This window comes from Paenibacillus sp. EB106-05-06-XG162, assembly GCF_058791655.1.
This window is the reverse complement of sequence record NZ_JBYTDT010000001.1, coordinates 321,031-339,931: the sequence shown is the minus strand read 5'-3', so window position 1 is coordinate 339,931 and position 18,901 is coordinate 321,031. Positions and strand designations below refer to the sequence as shown.

Sequence of the window (18,901 nt, the reverse complement as noted above, 5' to 3'; positions counted from 1 at the left end):
TCAAAAACCGCTGTGATGCGGATATTACATGCTCACTTTAACCATCGCAGGGCGAAGAACTTTGTCTTTCAACATGTAGCCCTTCTGAACTTCCTCCACGACAATACCTTCCTCATACTCATCAGACTCCACTTGCATAATCGCTTGATGGTATTCTGGATTAAATGGTTGACCCACGGCATTCATCTGTTGCAGACCTTCTTGGTCCAGCACTTGGGACAATTGACGGAAGATCATTTGCACACCCTTAGAAAAGGATTCAAAATCTTGATTTTCACCACTTACTTGAATGGCGCGTTCGAAGTTGTCCAGTACCGGGACAAGCTGCTCAACAACTTTCAGGGATGCGTATTTCGCGAGTTCTTCTCTTTCCTTCACCGTCCTGCGACGGAAATTATCGAAATCCGCTTGGACTCTCAAGGCTCTATTATTGTTCTCATCCGCAAGTACGGTGAGTCGCTCGATTTCAACTTCTGCATCCGATAGGGGCGCAGTCTCTACTGTCTCTTGTTCTACTTCTGGAGTTGCCTCTGTATGTGATGACATCGTTTCTTCATGATGATCTGTCATGTTCTGTTCATCCCTCACTTCCGTCGTATTCTCTCTCTCTTCCACGATTCGTTCACCTCCTTAACATAGACTAGCGCATTTTGATTACGGTATGGATTCTTAGAATCGCAGCCGCAACCTCGCCCGCCGCATGAATTGCATGTATTTTGACATTCGCAGGATCAATAATGCCTTGCTGGATATAATCAATAAATGCCCCTGTATCGCAATCCATCCCCATCGCATCTGTTCCGTATTCCTGCTGTGCGGATCTTGCTTGCTCGATCTTCTCTAATGGATTAAATCCTGCATTCTGAATGATCTGTGACATCGGTTTATGCAGTGCCGCAGCTACGGCGACAACGCCGAAGGATTCCATCCCTCTCAAGGATTCCCGGAATCGACCCAGTTCATAAGAGATGGCAAGCTCTGTCGTTCCTCCACCCGGAAGAATCCCGCCTCGGACTGCAGTCTGTACGGCCGAAGCCGCATCTGCAGCGATCCTCGCACGTTCCCCGACGACTTCAGCCGTACTCGCACCAATAATAATGGAGACAGCCGATTCACAAGCCACACGGACACGTTCGAGCCGCTCATCATATTGGACAAGCTCGGAGTAGCCAAGGACCTGCTTCAACTGCTCCTCCTGCTTATGTAATGCGGCACGTTTGATCGGAATGGACCCTGTAGACTTGCAAATCCGACGAATTTCTTCCCGGCTTACGCGCTGCACCACCATCATGTTATGGTCCGCACAGAATTGTTCGGCATCCGGATGGATCCCTCGCTCCAATACGATCAGGGCGACATCCAATCTTGACAAGCATTCGAGCTGTTGCATGAATCGAGCACGATGCTCCATGTATTGCCCGAATCCAGCTTCTGTCGTGAGCAGCTCTTCATCGAGCTGTTCAGGCTCCAGTGCATCTTGCAGGACCAAAATCCGCGCATGCCTGCGTTCAACGGACCCATGCCGATAAATCGGCTGCTGCCTTAGTAGTAGTCCATGCCATACTTCGCTGGTTGCCTTCTCATGCGCAAATACGGATTCCGACAAGCTATAATCTTGATCGAGCAATCGTTCCATCCCTACACGGGCAGCAGCTTCCATCACGAAGTCTACGATGTCTTGATGCTCGCGCCCTGCGATGAACGCTGTCTGACGAAGCAATGGATCGTCGATCCCTGTAATCCGAATTGCACGCTGCTCCAGCGCCTGCTTCACCCAGGCGATCCCTTGCTGCATCCCCGTAACAACCTTCGAAGCTGGTACGCCCCGAAGCACTTGAGCAACACCTTCTTGCACAAGCGCTCCCGCGAGCACCGTAGCCGTTGTGGTACCATCACCGACAACCCGCTGCTGTGAGCGGGCCACTTGGATGAGCAGCTTCGCCGCAGGATGCGTCACATCCATTTTCTCCAGGATCGTGACGCCGTCATTCGTAATAATGACTTCTCCTTGCGGACTAACCAGCATCGCATCCAGTCCTTTCGGACCAAGAGTACCCTCTACTGATGAGCATATCGCACGAATCGCATTCGCATTATTGATGAGCGTCGCATGACGTTCATCGCCTTCTAGCAGATTTGAATTGCCTTGCGTCATGCTTCACAGATCCTCTCTAGTCGTACCCACGCGAGTTACGTCTTATTTATACCAACGCTCAAGCACAGGGGTTAAGTTCTTGCTTAAGAAATCCAATAATCCAATGACTTTTCCGTATTCCATTCGCGTTGGACCAAGAATTCCAATCGTTCCTACGGCTTGCCCTTCAATCGAATAGGTTGCTGTAATGAGACTGCAATTATTAATCGCCTGATGATTATTCTCGGTGCCAATTCGTACCTGAATACCGTTCTGCGCTGAAGAAATCATCTTCAGAAGCGTCGGCGTCTCATCGAGCAAATCCAGAATCGTCTTCACTTTATCGACATCCTTGAATTCCGGCTGCGTCAACATATTCGTTGCGCCGCTCAAGAAGACACGATTCTCAGATTCCCCTTCAAGCACATTCTCAACAATGCCCATGAGCTCTTCATAATGATTGACATGACGCTTCATCTCGTCGCCAACTTCACTGAATAGCTGCGATTTTAATTTATATAGAGGCACACCCGCTAATTTGTGGTTCAGCAGATGAACCATTTGTTCCAATTCGGATGGCGATACACCTTCCGGTAAGGTCACCGTTTTATTCTCCACATGCCCTGTGTTCGTCACGATGATCGCGACCGCAGTCGTCTCCGTAAGCGGCAGCAATTGAAAATGCCGAAGCGATGTGTTGAACATTTCTGGCCCTAAGACAATCGATGTATAATTCGTCATATTCGCCAGAATCGTGGCGGCATGCTGGATGACTTGCTCCGTAGCCGTTAACTTCTCCGCGAAAAAATGCTTCATCTGCATCGAATCATACGGCTGCAATGTACCAAACTGTATAAGATGATCAACATAATAGCGATAACCCTTGTGAGATGGAATCCGCCCCGCCGACGTATGAGGTTGTTCCAGAAATCCAAGCTCTTCCAAGTCAGACATTTCGTTGCGAATCGTCGCAGGACTATATGTGACTTCCCCGCGTTTCGAAATACTGCGGGATCCAACGGGCTCGGCAGAACGAATATAATCATCTACAATCGCATTTAATATCATTCGTTGACGCTCCGTTAACATGCTAATCCCTCCCGTTATCGATGATTCCGATCTCGTTAGCACTCCTCTCGAACGAGTGCTAAACGTTAATACAAAAATACCAAACTGACAAGATGATTGTCAAGTCAGTTCAGCATCTTTATCGCGCGAGCCCGCACCCATTTATTAATTTTAAGCCAACTACTTCGACAGCTGGTCCAGTGCTTGGTTTAAATTCGATTCATACGATTCGGAAATTGCATTGATGCGGTCCATATGGTCCTGAAATTGATCAACCATAGACTGCTCTTCAAATTGAATTTCACCCTCTACGATGCCATAATGCCCTTCAGCCTGCTGCAGCAGCGCGTGGACAGCACGGAGGTGAGACATCAATTCACGCGTCCCCTCTTCGGTTTTCTTCGCCCCCTGTTTATACGAAACCATGAATTGTTTGATAAACGCATCCTTCTCCTGCTCAGACAGCTCGGACCCGTATTGTACAGATGCGAGCAGTTTGTCCCTAGCCTCATTTCGGAGGGTGAAAAAAACAGTCATCCGCATTTCATACATATCGACAAGCGCATTGTATTCCGCTAAGCCTATCGCATCCTTCAACAGCTTCTCCGTGAAAAATCCGTCCGGCACCGCTTCTTCCATCCACTTATTATTCGCCATGACAGCGACTGACATCTCTGTAGCGAACGTTTGAAACGCCTTCAATACTTCATGGTACTTGCCGTATTCCTTCTCCGTAAATGTACGAGGCGTAATCATCGTCCCTTGCGTCATTTCGGCCATCAGTTCTACAATGGTAGACTGAAAACGCTTGTCCTGCTGCTCGGCTTCCTGTTTGCGGTGTGAAAGATTACCGAAGATGCCAAGCACGATCAATACCGCTACACCAATCCAAAGGAGTCGCTTGTAGCTGCGCTTCTTGCCTTGAGGAGATAATGTCTCAGGCGAATATTCCATCATGCCCTCCCTCCTTTCGAAGTGGCCAAGTTGCTTGTATTCTGCGCAGTCTTTCTCACGTGCACTTCATCCAACACCTTTCATAGATTCCATAATTTGCCCCGTAGTATTTTAAGTGCAAATGTTGAATTTTGTCAATCGTTGCAATAGCACAACAAAAGCTCGGCAGCCACGCTCCGAAATGGAGGTACGGTCACCGAGCTTCAACTTTTGGTTATTCAATCTGTGATGCATATCCATACAATCCATGGCATATCTAGCCCAACATTTTGAGTACGGCGATCTCATCACAGCAATGAAGCTTCTTGCAATGGATACAATCTTTCCAGACCTTCTCCGGGAAGATTTCTTTCTGTACCACTTCAAATCCGTTCTTCTGAAAGAAATTCACTTCATATGTGAGTGCCATGACTTTCGGAATGTCTAGCCGTCTTGCTTCCTCGATAAGATAATCGACCATTTTCGAGCCGATACCTTGACCTTTGTGACCATCGGATATCCCGAGGGATCGAATTTCAACTAAATCTTGACCAAGCCTGCAAAGGGATCCGCAACCCACAATATCTCCTTCAAGCTCTGCAACGATGAACCATTCCAGCTGATCCACCAGTATCTCACGCGTGCGCGGCAGCATGATTCCTTTCTCTGCATAACCTTTGATCAATTCGTACAATGTTTCTATATCTTCTGTAGTCGCTTTTCTGCAAACCGCAGGCATCGCGTTCTCCCCCTTACGACATCCTGGATGTATTTAATATCCTGTCAAATTCTGATAAGAATAAATATACATCAGGAGGTATAAATACGCAAGAAGGAAAATTCCATATTTTATATTAGAAAACGAACCTTATGATTTAGCTTTCAATAAACTCTGCAAACACATCATTTCCGAATAGTACGCCACGGTCACTTAGCTTATAACCATCCGTTGTCGCTTCGATCAATCCAGCTTGAAGCAGCTTGTTCAACTGAGGCGCATACACGTCATCCAGATCAACGCCAAACTGCTCGGTGAAGTGTGTACGTGTAACGCCCTGCATCATACGTAGTCCCACCATCATGAAATCTTCCATCGCTTCATTCGCATTGACAGCAAATTGGTCAAGTCTCGGAAGACCTTTGTGCGATGCATCATTATAGGCTTGGACGCCTTTAATATTCACATGACGCTGACGGTTGACATACCCGTGCGCACCTGCGCCTATGCCGTAATAACTCTCATTCAGCCAATATTTCATGTTATGCCGACTTGCCTTACCCGGTTTCGCGAAATTGCTAATCTCATACTGCTCATAGCCCGCTTCTTTCATTCGCTTCATTAAGAGAAGATACATCTCAAGCTCGATATCCTCATCTGGAAGCGGCAGCTGATTCTTCTGATACATCGTATGGAACAGCGTGTTCTCTTCCACTTTCAAGCTATAGATCGAATAATGAGGAAGGTCCAATGCGAGCGCCTTCGTGATGCTGTCATCCAGCATTTCAAGCGTCTGATTCGGCAGTCCGAACATCAAATCGATCGACATATTATCAAATCCCGCCGCACGTGCATTCTCAATACTGCGATAGACATCATCGGTATTATGAATACGGCCAATCTCCGATAAAAGCTGGTTGTTGAACGATTGCACGCCGAAGCTGATCCGATTTACCCCTCCAGCATGCATGACGCGCAGCTTCTCCAGATCGGTCGTACCTGGGTTTGCTTCCATGGAGAACTCGAGATTCGGATGCATGCTTGGAAATGCCCGATGAACCGACGCTAGAAAATACGCCATCTGCTCAGGTGTTAATACCGTCGGCGTTCCGCCCCCTACGAAGATCGTCTCGATCACATTGGGCGGCTGCATCTCGGTCGTAAGCGCCATCTCCGCTTCCATAGCCTCTAAGTACTCCATAACCGGCTGCCCTTTGAGCACATAAGAATTGAAATCACAATAGAAGCATTTATTGGTACAAAAAGGAATGTGGATATATAAAGCTTTAGGTGCAGCGAGCTGCACCTTTGCTGAGGGAATCATTGTCATGTGGATTCACCTTCCTTTCATTTCATTGCTTTCATTTGAACTTGCAAAAAGGGAAGCACGAGGCTCCCCTTCATCCTTACGATCTATTCGTCGATTCGAAGAACGGCCATGAACGCTTCCTGCGGTACTTCAACGCTACCGACCTGCTTCATCCGTTTCTTACCTTCTTTTTGTTTGTCGAGCAATTTTCGTTTACGTGAGATATCGCCCCCGTAACATTTAGCAAGGACGTTCTTACGCATCGCTTTAACCGTCTCACGGGCAACAATCTTGGTTCCTACAGAAGCTTGAATTGGTACCTCGAACATTTGTCTTGGAATCAACTCGCGCAATTTCTCACAAATGATACGTCCTCGATTATAAGCACGGTCTCTGTGAACGATGAAGGACAAAGCATCCACTTGTTCACTATTCAACATAATATCCATCTTCACCAGGTTCGATTTACGGTAGCCAGAAACTTCATAGTCGAAGGAGGCATACCCTTTCGTACTTGATTTCAATTGGTCAAAGAAATCGTAGACGATTTCAGCCAGTGGCATATCATACGTAATCGTAACACGGTTCGAATCGAGATATTCCATATTTATGAATTCGCCGCGTTTACCCTGACATAGCTCCATAATCGCACCAACATAGTCATTCGGTACGATAATCGCCGCTTTGACGTATGGCTCTTCAACGAAATCAATCCGACCGACTTCTGGATAGTTGGACGGGTTATCGATATTTATGACATCCCCATTCGTCAATGTTACGCGATAGATAACGCTCGGCGCTGTCGTAATAAGCGGAATATTAAATTCACGCTCAATCCGTTCCTGAATGATCTCCATGTGCAGAAGTCCCAAAAATCCGCAGCGGAATCCGAAGCCAAGCGCACTCGATGTCTCTGGCTCGAAGCGAAGCGATGCATCGTTCAGCTCAAGCTTCTCAAGTGCCTCACGCAAATCTGTATAATCAGAGGACTCAATCGGATACAGACCGCAATATACCATTGGGTTAATACGACGGTAACCTGGCAATGGCTCAGGTGTCGGGTTCTTCGCATCTGTAACCGTATCCCCGACGCGTGTATCCTTCACGTTCTTAATCCCTGCTACGACAAAGCCTACATCACCTACGGCAAGCTCATCTACGATTCCCATACGAGGCATGAATGCGCCAACCTCAATCACTTCAAAGGTCTTGTCCGTCGCCATGAACTTGATCTTGGAGCCCGCACGAATGGAGCCGTCAATAACCCGAACATAGACGATAACGCCTTTGTACGCGTCATAATGAGAATCGAATATCAATGCTTTTAACGGTTGATCCGGGTCTCCTGTAGGCGCTGGAACTTTCGCTACCACTTGCTCCAGAATTTCTTTAATCCCGATTCCTGCCTTCGCAGAAGCATGTACCGCTTCACTTGCATCCAGGCCAATAACTTCTTCGATCTCTTCTTTGACCCGATCTGGATCTGCGCTTGGCAAGTCAATTTTATTAATGACTGGCAAGATTTCAAGGTTGTTATCAAGAGCCAGATACACATTCGCTAAGGTCTGTGCTTCAATCCCTTGCGCCGCATCGACAACAAGCAACGCGCCTTCACACGCTGCCAAACTGCGCGATACTTCGTACGTAAAGTCGACGTGTCCCGGTGTATCGATCAGATTCAGCAAATAAGTCTCGCCGTCATCCGCTTTGTAGGATAAACGTACAGCTTGTAGCTTAATGGTAATACCACGCTCACGTTCTAGATCCATTTGATCGAGAACCTGGGCTTGCATTTCGCGTTGCGACAACGCGCCTGTATATTCCAAGATTCGATCCGCCAGGGTTGATTTCCCGTGGTCGATATGTGCGATAATGCTAAAGTTTCTAATTTTCTCTTGTCTTGCCCGAATGTCCGTCATTCCTTACCCCCACTACGAAGCCAAAATGTTTTCAATTTACTCATTATAGCAGTTGTGTGAAAACCCTTCAATGGTGGGGGGTAAATCCTCAACTGGTAATCGAGCTAAATAACGAGACAACCCATTCAATTCCTTTGTGCGACACGGACTCAAGTACTCCGCCCGTGGTGCTGGCTAATCGATCTACTGCTGGTTCATTCCGGTTACTGATCGCCGAAGCGTCCTGCTGCGGCGTATGTTTCCCATCTAGAACGCCGTCTTTGACGATCGTCTGCGGGATGGCACGTTCCTTCTTATCCGTAACCCGTTCCTGAGCAGCAATCTCCTCTGCCTGTTCTGTCGTATCGAGCGGCTGCTGGACCGTCCAAGCCGGTGGATTATTCTGAAGTTCGGCCGGACCTTGAATCCGTTCTATTCCCGATGAAGCAAGATTCAGACCGAGCATCACCCCGACCGCGACCATAGCAACCATAACAAAGACTCTCCGTTGAAAAATGGACATTGAGAACGCCTCCCTTTATTCCTCTATTTAACCTTTGCCCCCGAGCGACCGCTCGCAGGGGCATTTACTTTCTCTGCATTTCGATACGTATCCGCAATAAGCTGTGCGAGTACATCTGCCGTGCGGTAGCTCTCTTCAAGTGTGTTATCTACACCGCCAACCTCAATCAGGAAGCTGTTCGGGGAGAGGGATTGATTGTACTCTCCATTGCCGTTAGCTGAAGTTTTTCCCCATACCCCCCTGGAAATGCCGGGATAATCCTTCTCGAGCTTATCGTGAATTTTGCTGGCAAAAGCTTCGTTTTGACGCCAATTTTTGTTCCCATGACCAATAATGAAGAAGACTTGCGCATAATCTTTGCCATTGATTTTCACCGTTGTCTTCTCTCGTTTCTGTGAGTCACGATGGATATCGAAGAAATATTGCAGTTCTTGATTCTGTGCCATCGCTTCTTTCACCGTTGCACGGGAGTATTTATAGGAATAATTCCAACTGTATGATTTCATCGTCGTCATATAGTCTGTCGAAGAATGCATAGCACCGACGCCGAGTTTTTCGAGTGTATTCGCCAATCGTTCACCGACGAGTGTAATATTCTTTTTCGCAGATGAAGGTTCTTTGACTGTCTCTCCTAAGACGGGATTCCAAGATTCGCGATTGTGAGAGTGATAGATAAATACGACTTTCTTCCCTGAAGCTGCTTGCTTCGGATCATTCGCGCTCTTGCCGATATCGGTATCCTTCGCCGGAACTTTCTCCGGGATTGCAGGCACGTCCTTCTTCGGAATGTCCACAGTAGGCGTAGGCAAATCATTCGGATGCACCTCATCCTTCGGTAACGCTGCATCATGATAATCTTCCGGCCCTGTCATGGTATCATTTCCAATCCCGATACGAAGTGGAACGGCATCATCTCGGCCAAGTCCTGGCATCTCATGCGATAGCATGCTCTTCGGGTCCATTGGATTCACATTCGTGAGCATCTGGAAAAGAAATGCACCGATCTTCTGCTTTGATAGAATCGGCTCCTCTGATGTGTTTTTCATATGAGGGATCTCCATTCCTATCATATCCAGAAAAAAGTGACTTGAAACCGCAGCAGCAAATCCCTTCATAGAAGTCGTTGGTGACGTATTGACCTGCTTATGCAGCATCGTCCCGAGTCCTAGCAATATAAAAAAGAGCATCGAGCAAATGGTTAGGACCGCAAAGGTTCTGCCCGTGACGAGCATCTGCATCATCCGCCGCTTTAATTTAGGAATATGTATCGTCTGGAATGTCGTGGTCTTCATCGTATCTCCTCCTGTAAATCTAGCGATAATTAAGACTATGAGGAGAATCTAGCAAGTAGAACCAAAATCGAATCCATAGGTTTGAAAAAGTAGAGAGGGCAAAAATAGAGATAGGATGAGTTGATAGAAGGAGGGGTATCTCTCTCCGGCCGATTGTTGTCTTCCCTTTGCTTTTGATTAGATGTTATTGATGCAAAAGGAAGACAAAGATCGGACGTAAACTCCTCCGTGAGATACCCCACCTAACTTATCATCCTATCTCTATTTTCATATCCCCCTCCCCTTTTGCAATCGGGTGGATTCGATTTTGGAGGGAGGAGGAGGGAAGGGAAGTGGGGGGCTTAATGTGTATAGGCCCCGACGTTGTCCTTATCTACGGCCTTGTGCAGCGCTGCGTTGAGCCCACTTGCGATAATGTTCGCGATATCCTCGATGAACTCATCGATTTCTTTCGGCGTTACGATCAGATCGTGGCCGAGCGGCTGTAATACTTCTTTCACGAGCATCAACCGGTCGTTCTCAGGGATATCGTCGAGCATACCCATGATTTCTTTCGTCTTGTTCGTCTCTTGTTGGAAATGCGCACGCATCATCTCAATGGCATTATTCACGATGGTGGAAGCATAACAGACAGTAGGTACGCCAATTGCAATGCACGGGATTCCCAGAATTTCTTTTGTTAATCCTCTACGTTTATTGCCGATCCCGGACCCCGGATGGATCCCGATGTCTGCAATCTGAATCGTCGTGTTTACGCGTTCAAGTGCTTTGGAGGCAAGAGCATCAATCGCAATCACCAGATCCGGTTTGATTTTATCAATAATCCCTTGGACAATTTCACTTGATTCAATCCCTGTAATTCCGAGTACGCCCGGAGCAACCGCACTCACCGGCCGATATCCAGGGCTTATTTGATCCGGGGTTAATTCAAAATAGTGCCGCGTAATCATCGTGTTCTCGACGACGAGCGGACCAAGGGAGTCCGGCGTGACGTTCCAGTTGCCCAGACCGACAATCAGCACTTTATCCATTTCCTTGATTCCTAATTTCGTCAAGAAGGCAGCGAACTCTTGGGCGAATTTCGTCGCGACACGATCCTGCAGATCGGTGTCTTTGTTGCGAAGTTCCGGTACTTCGAGCGTAATATAGTGGCCTTGAACACGCCCAAGCGCTCTAGAACCCGCTTCGCTCTCAACATCAATTCGTGTTACTTTGATCCCGCGATCCTCATCAATTTGTTCGAGCACGCCAGGAATTTGAGATCCATGAATGGCCGTCGCCATTTCCTTAGATTCTAACGCCAGATCCGTTCGCACAGAGTATTGCTGCAAGTCTAATTTATCGTTCATCGATATTCTCCTCATCAGGTATTTTCTCCTAGTGTGCGAGTTGCAGCCATTGATTATTCAACCCGCTGTAAGACATGTCAGGATTCTTTCCTTGATTTTTAATAACCTGCATGATAGAATGTTTTAAGTTGTGGAATCTCTTTTGGATTCTAGTTATTGTAGGTAGTGATGCCTTACAGGAGGTGAATGCAATGCCAAACATTAAATCCGCTGTTAAACGTGTAAAAACAAACGAAAAACGTCGTTTACTTAACGCTTCTCAAAAATCCGCTCTTCGTACAGCTGTTAAAGCTGCTGATGTAGCTGTAGCTGGTAACGAAGTTGAAGCTGCTAAAAGTGCAATTCAAGTTGCTTCCAAAAAGCTGGACAAAGCTGTAACTAAAGGCTTAATCCATAAAAATGCAGCAGCTCGTAAGAAATCTCGCTTAGCGAAAAAATTAAACGCTCTTTCCGCACAAGCGTAAGGAAGCGAAGAAAAAAGTCCTCGAGAATTTATTCTCAAGGACTTTTTTGTATGTTATCAAGATGCTGCAAGCCGCAGAAGGAATAACTCTAAGCCAAGCACCTTATCTCTCCGGCCTGTCTTAATCTCATAATCCAATTCCGCAATGCTGGATAATATCGCAGCAAGCCGCTGCGCATCGAACTTCCGAGCTTGCTCACTCGCTAACTTGACGGCATAAGGATGCAGCCCAACTTGGGATGCAATCTGCTGCTGCGAATAGCTTTGTCTTGTCAATTCCTTCACCTGCAGCATAATACGGAACTGTCTAGCGATCAGCGCAATAATCTTAATCGGCTCTTCCCGCTGCTTCAGCAGATCATAGAGGATCGATAACGCGCGATCCACACGAAGGTTCGCAATCTCCTCGATTAAAGCGAATATGTTCTGCTCTGTGTTCCGCACGACCAGTTCCTTCACGACCTGCGCTTCGATCGTTCCACCAGTACCGACGTAGAGGCTCAGCTTGCGAATCTCGGCTGCTAACGTCTGCAGGTGTGTACCAGCATGATTCACGAGCACATCAGCGACCTGAGGTGCCATTCGGCTTCCATTCTTCTCCGCTTCCTTCTCCACCCATTTCAGCAGCTCCTCAGCGCTTAAAGGCATGAATGAGATAACGGCCCCCTTGTCCTTGATCGCCTTCACAACTTTCTTCCGTTCATCCAGTTTCTCGCCTTGTATCATAAATACAATGACACTGTATTCGGCAGGACTATTCAAATAAGACATCAAATTCTCGACGCGATGCTCAATTTTACCGGACTCTTTACCGCCAGCCATGAATATAGAAGGATCGCGGACCACAATCAATTTGCGCGGGACAAGGAAAGGCAGTGTTTGCGCTTCATCGATGACCGTATCGATCGGTACCTCACCAAGATCATATTTGCTTAGCGCGAAATCTCGATGTTCTTCTTCGATCAACTTATTCGTAAGCGTCTGAACGAACTCTTCCATTCTATATTTTTCGGTCCCGTAGCATACATAGACCGGCTGAATGTTTCCTTTATGAATATCTCTTATTGCTGTTTTGGCATCCAAGCTTGTTCCCCCTCTAGAAATAACCCCACACGAAAACTTATAAATTCTATACTAACAAAAAAGGCCACCCCCCGCAAAGGGGATGACCACCAACTAGACACAACAACAAAGAGATTACGCTGAACCTCCAGCATAATCCCTCTGTCCCACAGCATCTATATAAACATTCGCGAAGAAGTCCGGTTCTCCTTAGCGAACGGTCATACGACGCAAGGGGCGCCGCTGACTTCATGTTTGTATAGTATACGACGGCCGCAGCAATGTGTGCGTACGTTTGAAATAAAAATCATGATTTAGACTTTTTGCCTTTTTCTTGTTGTTTTTCTTGTTGTTTTTCTTTTTCTTTTTCTTTCGCTTTCACTTTCACTTGGATCACTTGTTCCTCACCCATTTGTCCATCCGCTTTACGCGGGGTGAACGTATAGGTTAACGTTTTGTTATCCTCTGCCCATAATGGATTCGAGAACACACCATTCGTAAGTTTCTGATGATATACCTCTTTATCCTTGGCATTGTAGATCATGAACTTATTCTTCTCAAATACAGCTCGATATGCTCCGTTCGATGTCGCCACTTCCGCTCGAGAATCTGGATTCGCCGTATCATACTCGACCAACGCTAAGAGGTTATTTCCACCCTTATCCCCAGCATCGGATTTCAAGCTGCGAGGTTCACCAGATGCAATCTCGACTGTTACGGGCTGTCCGTCCTCAAGGGTCGCATCGCTAGAAGCATCCCGATCCTTGCGCTGCGTGTCTCCCGCCGCACCATCTTCTTGTTCTTGTTTCGCTAGAGAGGTTGGAGGATTTGTTTGGTTACTTGCGTCTGAACCCTCGTTGCCCGATTTAGAGCTTACAGCGGACTTCGGATCAGTCGTTCCTTGATTGGAATGACCTCCACCACTTGATTCTGTGTTCCCTTGATGAGCCTTCGTTGAATCATCGGCTGAACCCAGTTTAGCCCCTTCACTTGCAGGCGCTTCTTTTGAAGCCATGTCTGCAGATTTGGTATCCGGGTTCACCGCTCCACCTTGTTCCCCACCTGTCTTAACCTCTGGTGAGACAGCCTGGTCTGGTGTACCCGAAGTTTGACTGGTTGAAGGAGACGAAGCATCGATCTGCATCTCAACCTTCTGATCCGCTGCTGCTGATTCTTGCGAACTCATTAATTCCATATCTGCTTGTTGAGCGGTGTCCGGTTTGTATGTGACCATGAATAGACCTACGATGATACCAGCCGCAACCACACCGCCAATGGATCGGAAGGAGAGACGTTCCCAGAAACGCGGCTTCATCGGGACAACCTTCTGTGGCGATTTCTCAGGCATCAACGGATGTTCACGCTCTCGATCGATTTGATCGAGCTGTGGCATAATGGCATCGACAAGGCTATATTTCGGCATGACTTTCGGCATATTCTCGAGTTCAGCAGATAGGTGTCTAAGGCGTTCGAACATTTCGGAACAATCCGAACATTGCTTCAGATGCTCCATCAGGTGAGCGGATTCCAACTCGTTAAGATCGGCATCCAAATATCTATTCATTAATTCCATCACCTCTGGACAATTCATCATCGAACACCACCCTTCTGATAATCTTGAAGTAAGCTTTGCAATTGTTGTCTTGCCCTAAATAAATACGATTTCACCGTATTCAAAGGCAAGTTAAGTGAATCTGCAATTTCATTGTAGGAGAAATCTTGTAAATACCTCAGTACGACGACCGCACGATGGTGTTCTGGAAGCTTTTCGATCGCCTCTTGAATGTCCTTGGCGACATATGTAGACAGAACCTCACGTTCCACATTGTCGTCCCCCCTGAACACGAGTTCATGTTCCTCAATAGAGACCGATGGCTTTGTGCGTCGAAATTTATCAATACAAATATTCGTTACAATGCGTTGCACCCAAGTCTTGAACTGAGCTTTCTCTTCATAAGAGTTAATTTTCGTATAGATACGGATTAATGCCTCCTGAGAAGCGTCCATAGCATCTTGCTCATTATTTAGAATATAATAGGCTGTCCGGTATACATGGGTTTCAATATTGCGCAATAGAGTTATGAGTGCGTCGCGATCGCCCGACTGAGCAGCTCGAATGAGTTGTTGCTCTACCACTACTAGGATCCTCCTCTCTTGCAACATTACAGACGGCACAATGCCTCAATTTGTTGCAATGTTGCTTCGATAATTCTGAATTAAAATTTGGTAATCTTTATTTCGTCACGAGGGCAAAGACTAGAGTCTTGTCTAAGGATATCAGAAAATGATAGGCGCGACCACTTTACATGGGGTTCTTGTGGCGAACTCGAATCCCCGCATCCGTCACTTCCATCTGAATTTCGCCTTGTTGATCCGTACGAAATACTTGAATACGGTTCATGTCCAATCGTTCCATAACAATAGGGCTTGGGTGTCCATACAGATTCTTCTCCCCTACGGAAATAACTGCTGCTTGTGGTTTCCAGTACTTCAGCCAAGTGTCAGAGGATGACGTTTTACTACCGTGGTGCGCGATCTTGAGCACATCAATCCCTTGACCTCCTACGACGCGTGATCCACCCGGCTTCAACGCCAATTGATCCAGGATCTGCTGCTCAACTCGAACTCCCATATCGCCAGTAAATAAGAACGTCGATTGTTTCATATGTAATAAGAAGGAGACCGAGACATCGTTTTGTTCATCCATCTTCGTTATACGCTGATTATTCATGAATGTTGCGGAGGGAGACAGGAATGTAAGCGAAGTCCCGGCGTCCATCTGCAAGGTTGCGGGTACTTCAGCGGCATATAGTGGAATGCCAAGTCCAATTGCGGTCTGGAACAGCTTGGATATCGGTTGATTCTCCTTCAACGTTCCATTAAATAGAAAAGCATGGACAGGAATTTCTTCTAATACCGCTTGCAGTCCGCCTGCATGATCTTGATCCTCATGGGTCATGATTAATAAATCTAATTGTTGCACCCCTCTTTGCTTCAAGAGCGGGACCAGCGTCTTGCGTCCTACCTCATAGGGATCCTGCCTGGTCTTCCAGCTATCTCCTGGCTTGCTGAACCGCACCGTTCCTCCGCCATCGATGAGAATGTATTTGCCAGTCGGCGTGCGAACCAGTATACTGTCTCCTTGACCGACGTCAATAAATTGAACATAACCGTCTTGCTTATAGAACGTAGGATTGTAGGCATAGAAAAGCGTAAGTGCTATAACTAGAAGGAATGAAATTCGTCGAACTATTGTACGTGCTTCGTTTCTTCCTCTTGGTTGAAGATGCTTCAATATCGATTCAGATGGCATCAAAGGTGCTGTTTCTTCATCGGATACCCATTGCGGAATCCTCTGTGCACCTGGTCGGGCTTTCCCAAGATGAGCAATAGCAAGCCCAATAAGCCCGTAATAGAGCAATATCCACCAAATGGGAGGGGAAGGCCAGATCATTAAAAATTCACGGGAAGCATTGAACCACTCTATCAGATGAAAGGTCCATCCATTTAACCATTCGGTCGGCCATACGAGAAGCTTCGCTGCGTTGATATGCATATAACTAACCGCTAGGGCAAATGTCCCAAGCGGTAAGATGATGAGACTGATAAATGGTACTAGCACAAAATTAGCTATCAATGAAAGCCATGAAACTTGGTTAAAATAATAGATGGTCAGCGGAAACGATACGATTTGTGCAACGAGTGTAATCGACAAGAGGCTAGCAATCCACTTCGATCGGATTGGCAGCAATCGCTGCAGCGGCGGAACCCACAGGATCAGCCCAGCGGTCACAATAAACGAGAGCTGAAAGCTAACATCCAGCACTTGATAAGGATCCCAGAGCAGCATCAGAAATGCCGTGAGGCTGAGAATATGTAATCCATCCTTAAGCCATTGCCTCCTAAGCGCGTAGAGCGAGATCATCGCCATGATTCCCGCACGAATGACAGACGGTGAAGCGCCAGACAGCAGTACATACGGCGGAATGAGACCAATAACGATGAGCAGACTCGTCTCCCTCGTCAAGCGAAGCCGTTGGAACAGCCACAGGAAGAACCCTACATAGACAGCAACGTGGGTCCCCGAAATCGCAAGAATGTGTGTAAGACCGAGCTTCGAGAACTCACGGAATTTCTCAGGATCAAGATCCCCGCTATCCCCAATAACAAGTCCCTTCATATAGCCATCATGCGGCGCAGCGAAGATCCTGGACATCTGGTTCCCTAATTGCGCTCTCAACTGATCATTGATCCGCAGTAACGTCTGCTCGTTCCACCCCGGAGGCGCGGTGACTTGAATAGAACTAACCCCTTTCATACGGAGTGAGTAATGAATATGCTTCAACCGAAGATACGCGCGGTAATCGAAGCTTCCGAAATTTCGGGCCGTTGCAGGCCGACTCAGCGCCCCCGTCATTCGCAGCGCATCCCCGCGCTGCCAGGAGCCTGCTGCATTTTGCTGCGCCTGCTCCGTGAGTTGAACTTGCACCATTACTTTCTCATCAAGTACTCGCTGCTCCGCCCTCCCTTCCAACGTCATTTGTCTTATTCGAAGAACAAAGCTTACCCGATCCCCGTCGACTTCAACTTTGGAATCAATTACACCTGTCACTTGCACACCCTCAAGGACTGTTTCAGCCCCTAACCGTTCTGCAATCTCGGTAATTTGGCTCGTATTTCGCAGATCAGTATAGACGTAATTCAGCATGCCGAATACAACCGCTGCAGCGCACAGCACCGCAAGCTTGATGGATGCTGCCCGCATCAACAGAAGAAGCGGGATGCCAATGAACAGCAACCCGCAACCGATCATAATTAAGAGAGTCCCTTGCCACATACTAGAGAGTCCTGTACCAAGCACAAAACAGCTTGCAAGCCAGACAAGTGGCCGCCGTTGGATCATTTCCATTCATCCTTTCTGCAAACGACAAAAAAACCTCTAACCATCCACCTGATTCGCTCAGGCTGATGAATAGAGGTTCCTCCTCATTTTTGCATTACATATTTCGATTAATTGGATACTTGCATGATCGTATCCTGTGGAGGCTGATAGCCTTCCAAATGTCGGAATACAATTCCTTTGGTCTTCATCATCGTAATGACCTTCTCGCTATCCTTCGGATATGGGCGGTGGTACACGATTTCTACAACACCACTGTTCGCGAGCATATTCGCACAGGTCCAGCAAGGCTGATCTGTTACATAAACAACTGAGCCTTCCCGATCGATACGATCCGTAAACAATAGCAGGTTCTGCTCCGCATGTATGGTCCGTACGCAGCGCTGCTTCTTGATCATCTCTTCACGGCCATCGACGACCTTCAGTTCATATTCTTCAGCAATCATACATCCCGCTTCTTCACAATCAGGCACGCCCATCGGGGCACCATTGTAAGCTGTTCCGAGCAGCTTCTTCCCTTGTACCAGCACTGCGCCGACATGGCGTCTTGGACAGCGGGAGCGCGTCGAAACCATGTAAGCAATATCCATAAAATAAGTGTCCCAATCTTTACGCATGTTCGTCTCATCTCCAGCGGGTATTCTATGGGAACATTGTAGCATTTTTTCATGCCAATGCATAATTCCATTCGATGACAGTAAGGCTATAAAGCTAGCTTCGACGACATTTTGGCGTAAATTTTCGGACCAATCCCTTTCACATTTCGCAGCCCTTCAATCGAGCTGAATTTCCCATGCTGTTCGCGATACGCAATAATCGCCTTCGCCTTACTCTCCCCAATGCCAGGGAGTTCCATCAACTGTTCCATCGTTGCCGTATTGATATGAATGAATCCCGAAAGATTCTCTTGGGAGGCACCTGCTTCCGTACTGGGTCCGGCCTCTGTCGTAACCGTGTTCGTCACAGGAAGCGCTAGAGCCGTCTCTTCCGGCTTCTGTTTCTCGTTTGCAACTTGTTCTGACACAACTGTGGATTTGACAATTGGCTTCTCAGGTTCGACAGCTAACGCCTGTGACATCGGCTCGTTCAGCTTGGTCCATCCTGGAATCCCCGTAATCGATGTCGAACGTATCCAAGCAAATACCAATATACCTATACCAATGCATAGACTACTAAACAAAAACCAACTTTTTCGGCCTGATACGGGTTGTCCGTACGGTTCCATTCGGTCACCTTCTTCATTAAATATTCA

17 protein-coding genes are annotated in these 18,901 nt (G+C 47.2%); 1 reads left to right on the top strand and 16 read right to left on the bottom strand.

Translation table 11 applies throughout. The annotated features are described in order from the left end of the window. Nucleotides 1–24 precede the first annotated feature (24 nt). From grpE to gpr, 10 genes are all read right to left on the bottom strand, one after another. Nucleotides 25–615, bottom strand: a complete 591-nt coding sequence (gene grpE, locus AC3WU2_RS01185) for a nucleotide exchange factor GrpE (protein WP_492450582.1) — start codon at nt 613–615, stop codon at nt 25–27. 25 nt (nt 616–640) lie between these two features. Continuing rightward, the gene (locus AC3WU2_RS01180; protein WP_492450580.1) at nt 641–2,155 is read right to left on the bottom strand and encodes a TCP-1/cpn60 chaperonin family protein; all 1,515 of its coding nucleotides are present in this window, start codon (nt 2,153–2,155) and stop codon (nt 641–643) included. Between the two features lie 42 nt (nt 2,156–2,197). Then, on the bottom strand, nt 2,198–3,223 hold the full coding sequence (hrcA, locus tag AC3WU2_RS01175; protein WP_018756764.1) for a heat-inducible transcriptional repressor HrcA: 1,026 nt from the start codon (nt 3,221–3,223) through the stop codon (nt 2,198–2,200). Between the two features lie 159 nt (nt 3,224–3,382). Then, the gene (locus tag AC3WU2_RS01170) at nt 3,383–4,159 is read right to left on the bottom strand and encodes a hypothetical protein (RefSeq protein ID WP_492450578.1); all 777 of its coding nucleotides are present in this window, start codon (nt 4,157–4,159) and stop codon (nt 3,383–3,385) included. Nucleotides 4,160–4,412: 253 nt separating this feature from the next. Then, a complete protein-coding gene (locus AC3WU2_RS01165) occupies nt 4,413–4,874 on the bottom strand; it encodes an N-acetyltransferase (RefSeq protein ID WP_018756766.1) in 462 nt (153 codons plus the stop codon). Between the two features lie 136 nt (nt 4,875–5,010). Beyond that, nucleotides 5,011–6,183 carry a radical SAM family heme chaperone HemW gene (hemW, locus tag AC3WU2_RS01160; RefSeq protein WP_492450576.1) on the bottom strand — a complete coding sequence of 391 codons (1,173 nt, stop codon included), beginning with the start codon at nt 6,181–6,183 and terminating at the stop codon, nt 5,011–5,013. 83 nt (nt 6,184–6,266) lie between these two features. Continuing rightward, complete coding sequence (gene lepA / locus AC3WU2_RS01155) at nt 6,267–8,081, bottom strand: translation elongation factor 4 (RefSeq protein ID WP_492450574.1); 1,815 nt, start codon at nt 8,079–8,081, stop codon at nt 6,267–6,269. Between the two features lie 88 nt (nt 8,082–8,169). After that, nucleotides 8,170–8,583 (bottom strand): DUF3679 domain-containing protein, encoded by a 414-nt coding sequence (locus AC3WU2_RS01150; RefSeq protein ID WP_492450572.1) that lies wholly within the window; start codon nt 8,581–8,583, stop codon nt 8,170–8,172. Nucleotides 8,584–8,606: 23 nt separating this feature from the next. Further along, on the bottom strand, nt 8,607–9,875 hold the full coding sequence (gene spoIIP / locus AC3WU2_RS01145; protein WP_492450570.1) for a stage II sporulation protein P: 1,269 nt from the start codon (nt 9,873–9,875) through the stop codon (nt 8,607–8,609). Nucleotides 9,876–10,216: 341 nt separating this feature from the next. Next, nucleotides 10,217–11,224, bottom strand: a complete 1,008-nt coding sequence (gene gpr, locus AC3WU2_RS01140) for a GPR endopeptidase (RefSeq protein ID WP_492450568.1) — start codon at nt 11,222–11,224, stop codon at nt 10,217–10,219. A gap of 191 nt (nt 11,225–11,415) precedes the next feature. Here gpr and rpsT point away from each other — a divergent pair, with 191 nt between their 5' ends. Then, complete coding sequence (rpsT, locus tag AC3WU2_RS01135) at nt 11,416–11,688, top strand: 30S ribosomal protein S20 (protein ID WP_018756772.1); 273 nt, start codon at nt 11,416–11,418, stop codon at nt 11,686–11,688. Between the two features lie 56 nt (nt 11,689–11,744). Here rpsT and holA read toward each other — a convergent pair whose 3' ends face one another. The 6 genes from holA to AC3WU2_RS01105 form a co-directional block, all read right to left on the bottom strand. Next, nucleotides 11,745–12,770, bottom strand: coding sequence for a DNA polymerase III subunit delta (gene holA / locus AC3WU2_RS01130; RefSeq protein WP_492450566.1), 1,026 nt, complete (start codon nt 12,768–12,770; stop codon nt 11,745–11,747). Nucleotides 12,771–13,056: 286 nt separating this feature from the next. Then, nucleotides 13,057–14,322, bottom strand: coding sequence for an anti-sigma factor family protein (locus AC3WU2_RS01125; protein ID WP_492452140.1), 1,266 nt, complete (start codon nt 14,320–14,322; stop codon nt 13,057–13,059). A 17-nt stretch (nt 14,323–14,339) separates the two neighbouring features. Beyond that, the gene (locus AC3WU2_RS01120) at nt 14,340–14,885 is read right to left on the bottom strand and encodes an RNA polymerase sigma factor (RefSeq protein WP_018756776.1); all 546 of its coding nucleotides are present in this window, start codon (nt 14,883–14,885) and stop codon (nt 14,340–14,342) included. 166 nt (nt 14,886–15,051) lie between these two features. Then, nucleotides 15,052–17,652, bottom strand: coding sequence for a DNA internalization-related competence protein ComEC/Rec2 (locus AC3WU2_RS01115; protein WP_492450563.1), 2,601 nt, complete (start codon nt 17,650–17,652; stop codon nt 15,052–15,054). 107 nt (nt 17,653–17,759) lie between these two features. Continuing rightward, on the bottom strand, nt 17,760–18,266 hold the full coding sequence (locus AC3WU2_RS01110; RefSeq protein WP_018756778.1) for a deoxycytidylate deaminase: 507 nt from the start codon (nt 18,264–18,266) through the stop codon (nt 17,760–17,762). 86 nt (nt 18,267–18,352) lie between these two features. After that, nucleotides 18,353–18,874, bottom strand: a complete 522-nt coding sequence (locus tag AC3WU2_RS01105) for a ComEA family DNA-binding protein (RefSeq protein WP_492450561.1) — start codon at nt 18,872–18,874, stop codon at nt 18,353–18,355. Between the last annotated feature and the right edge of the window lie 27 nt (nt 18,875–18,901).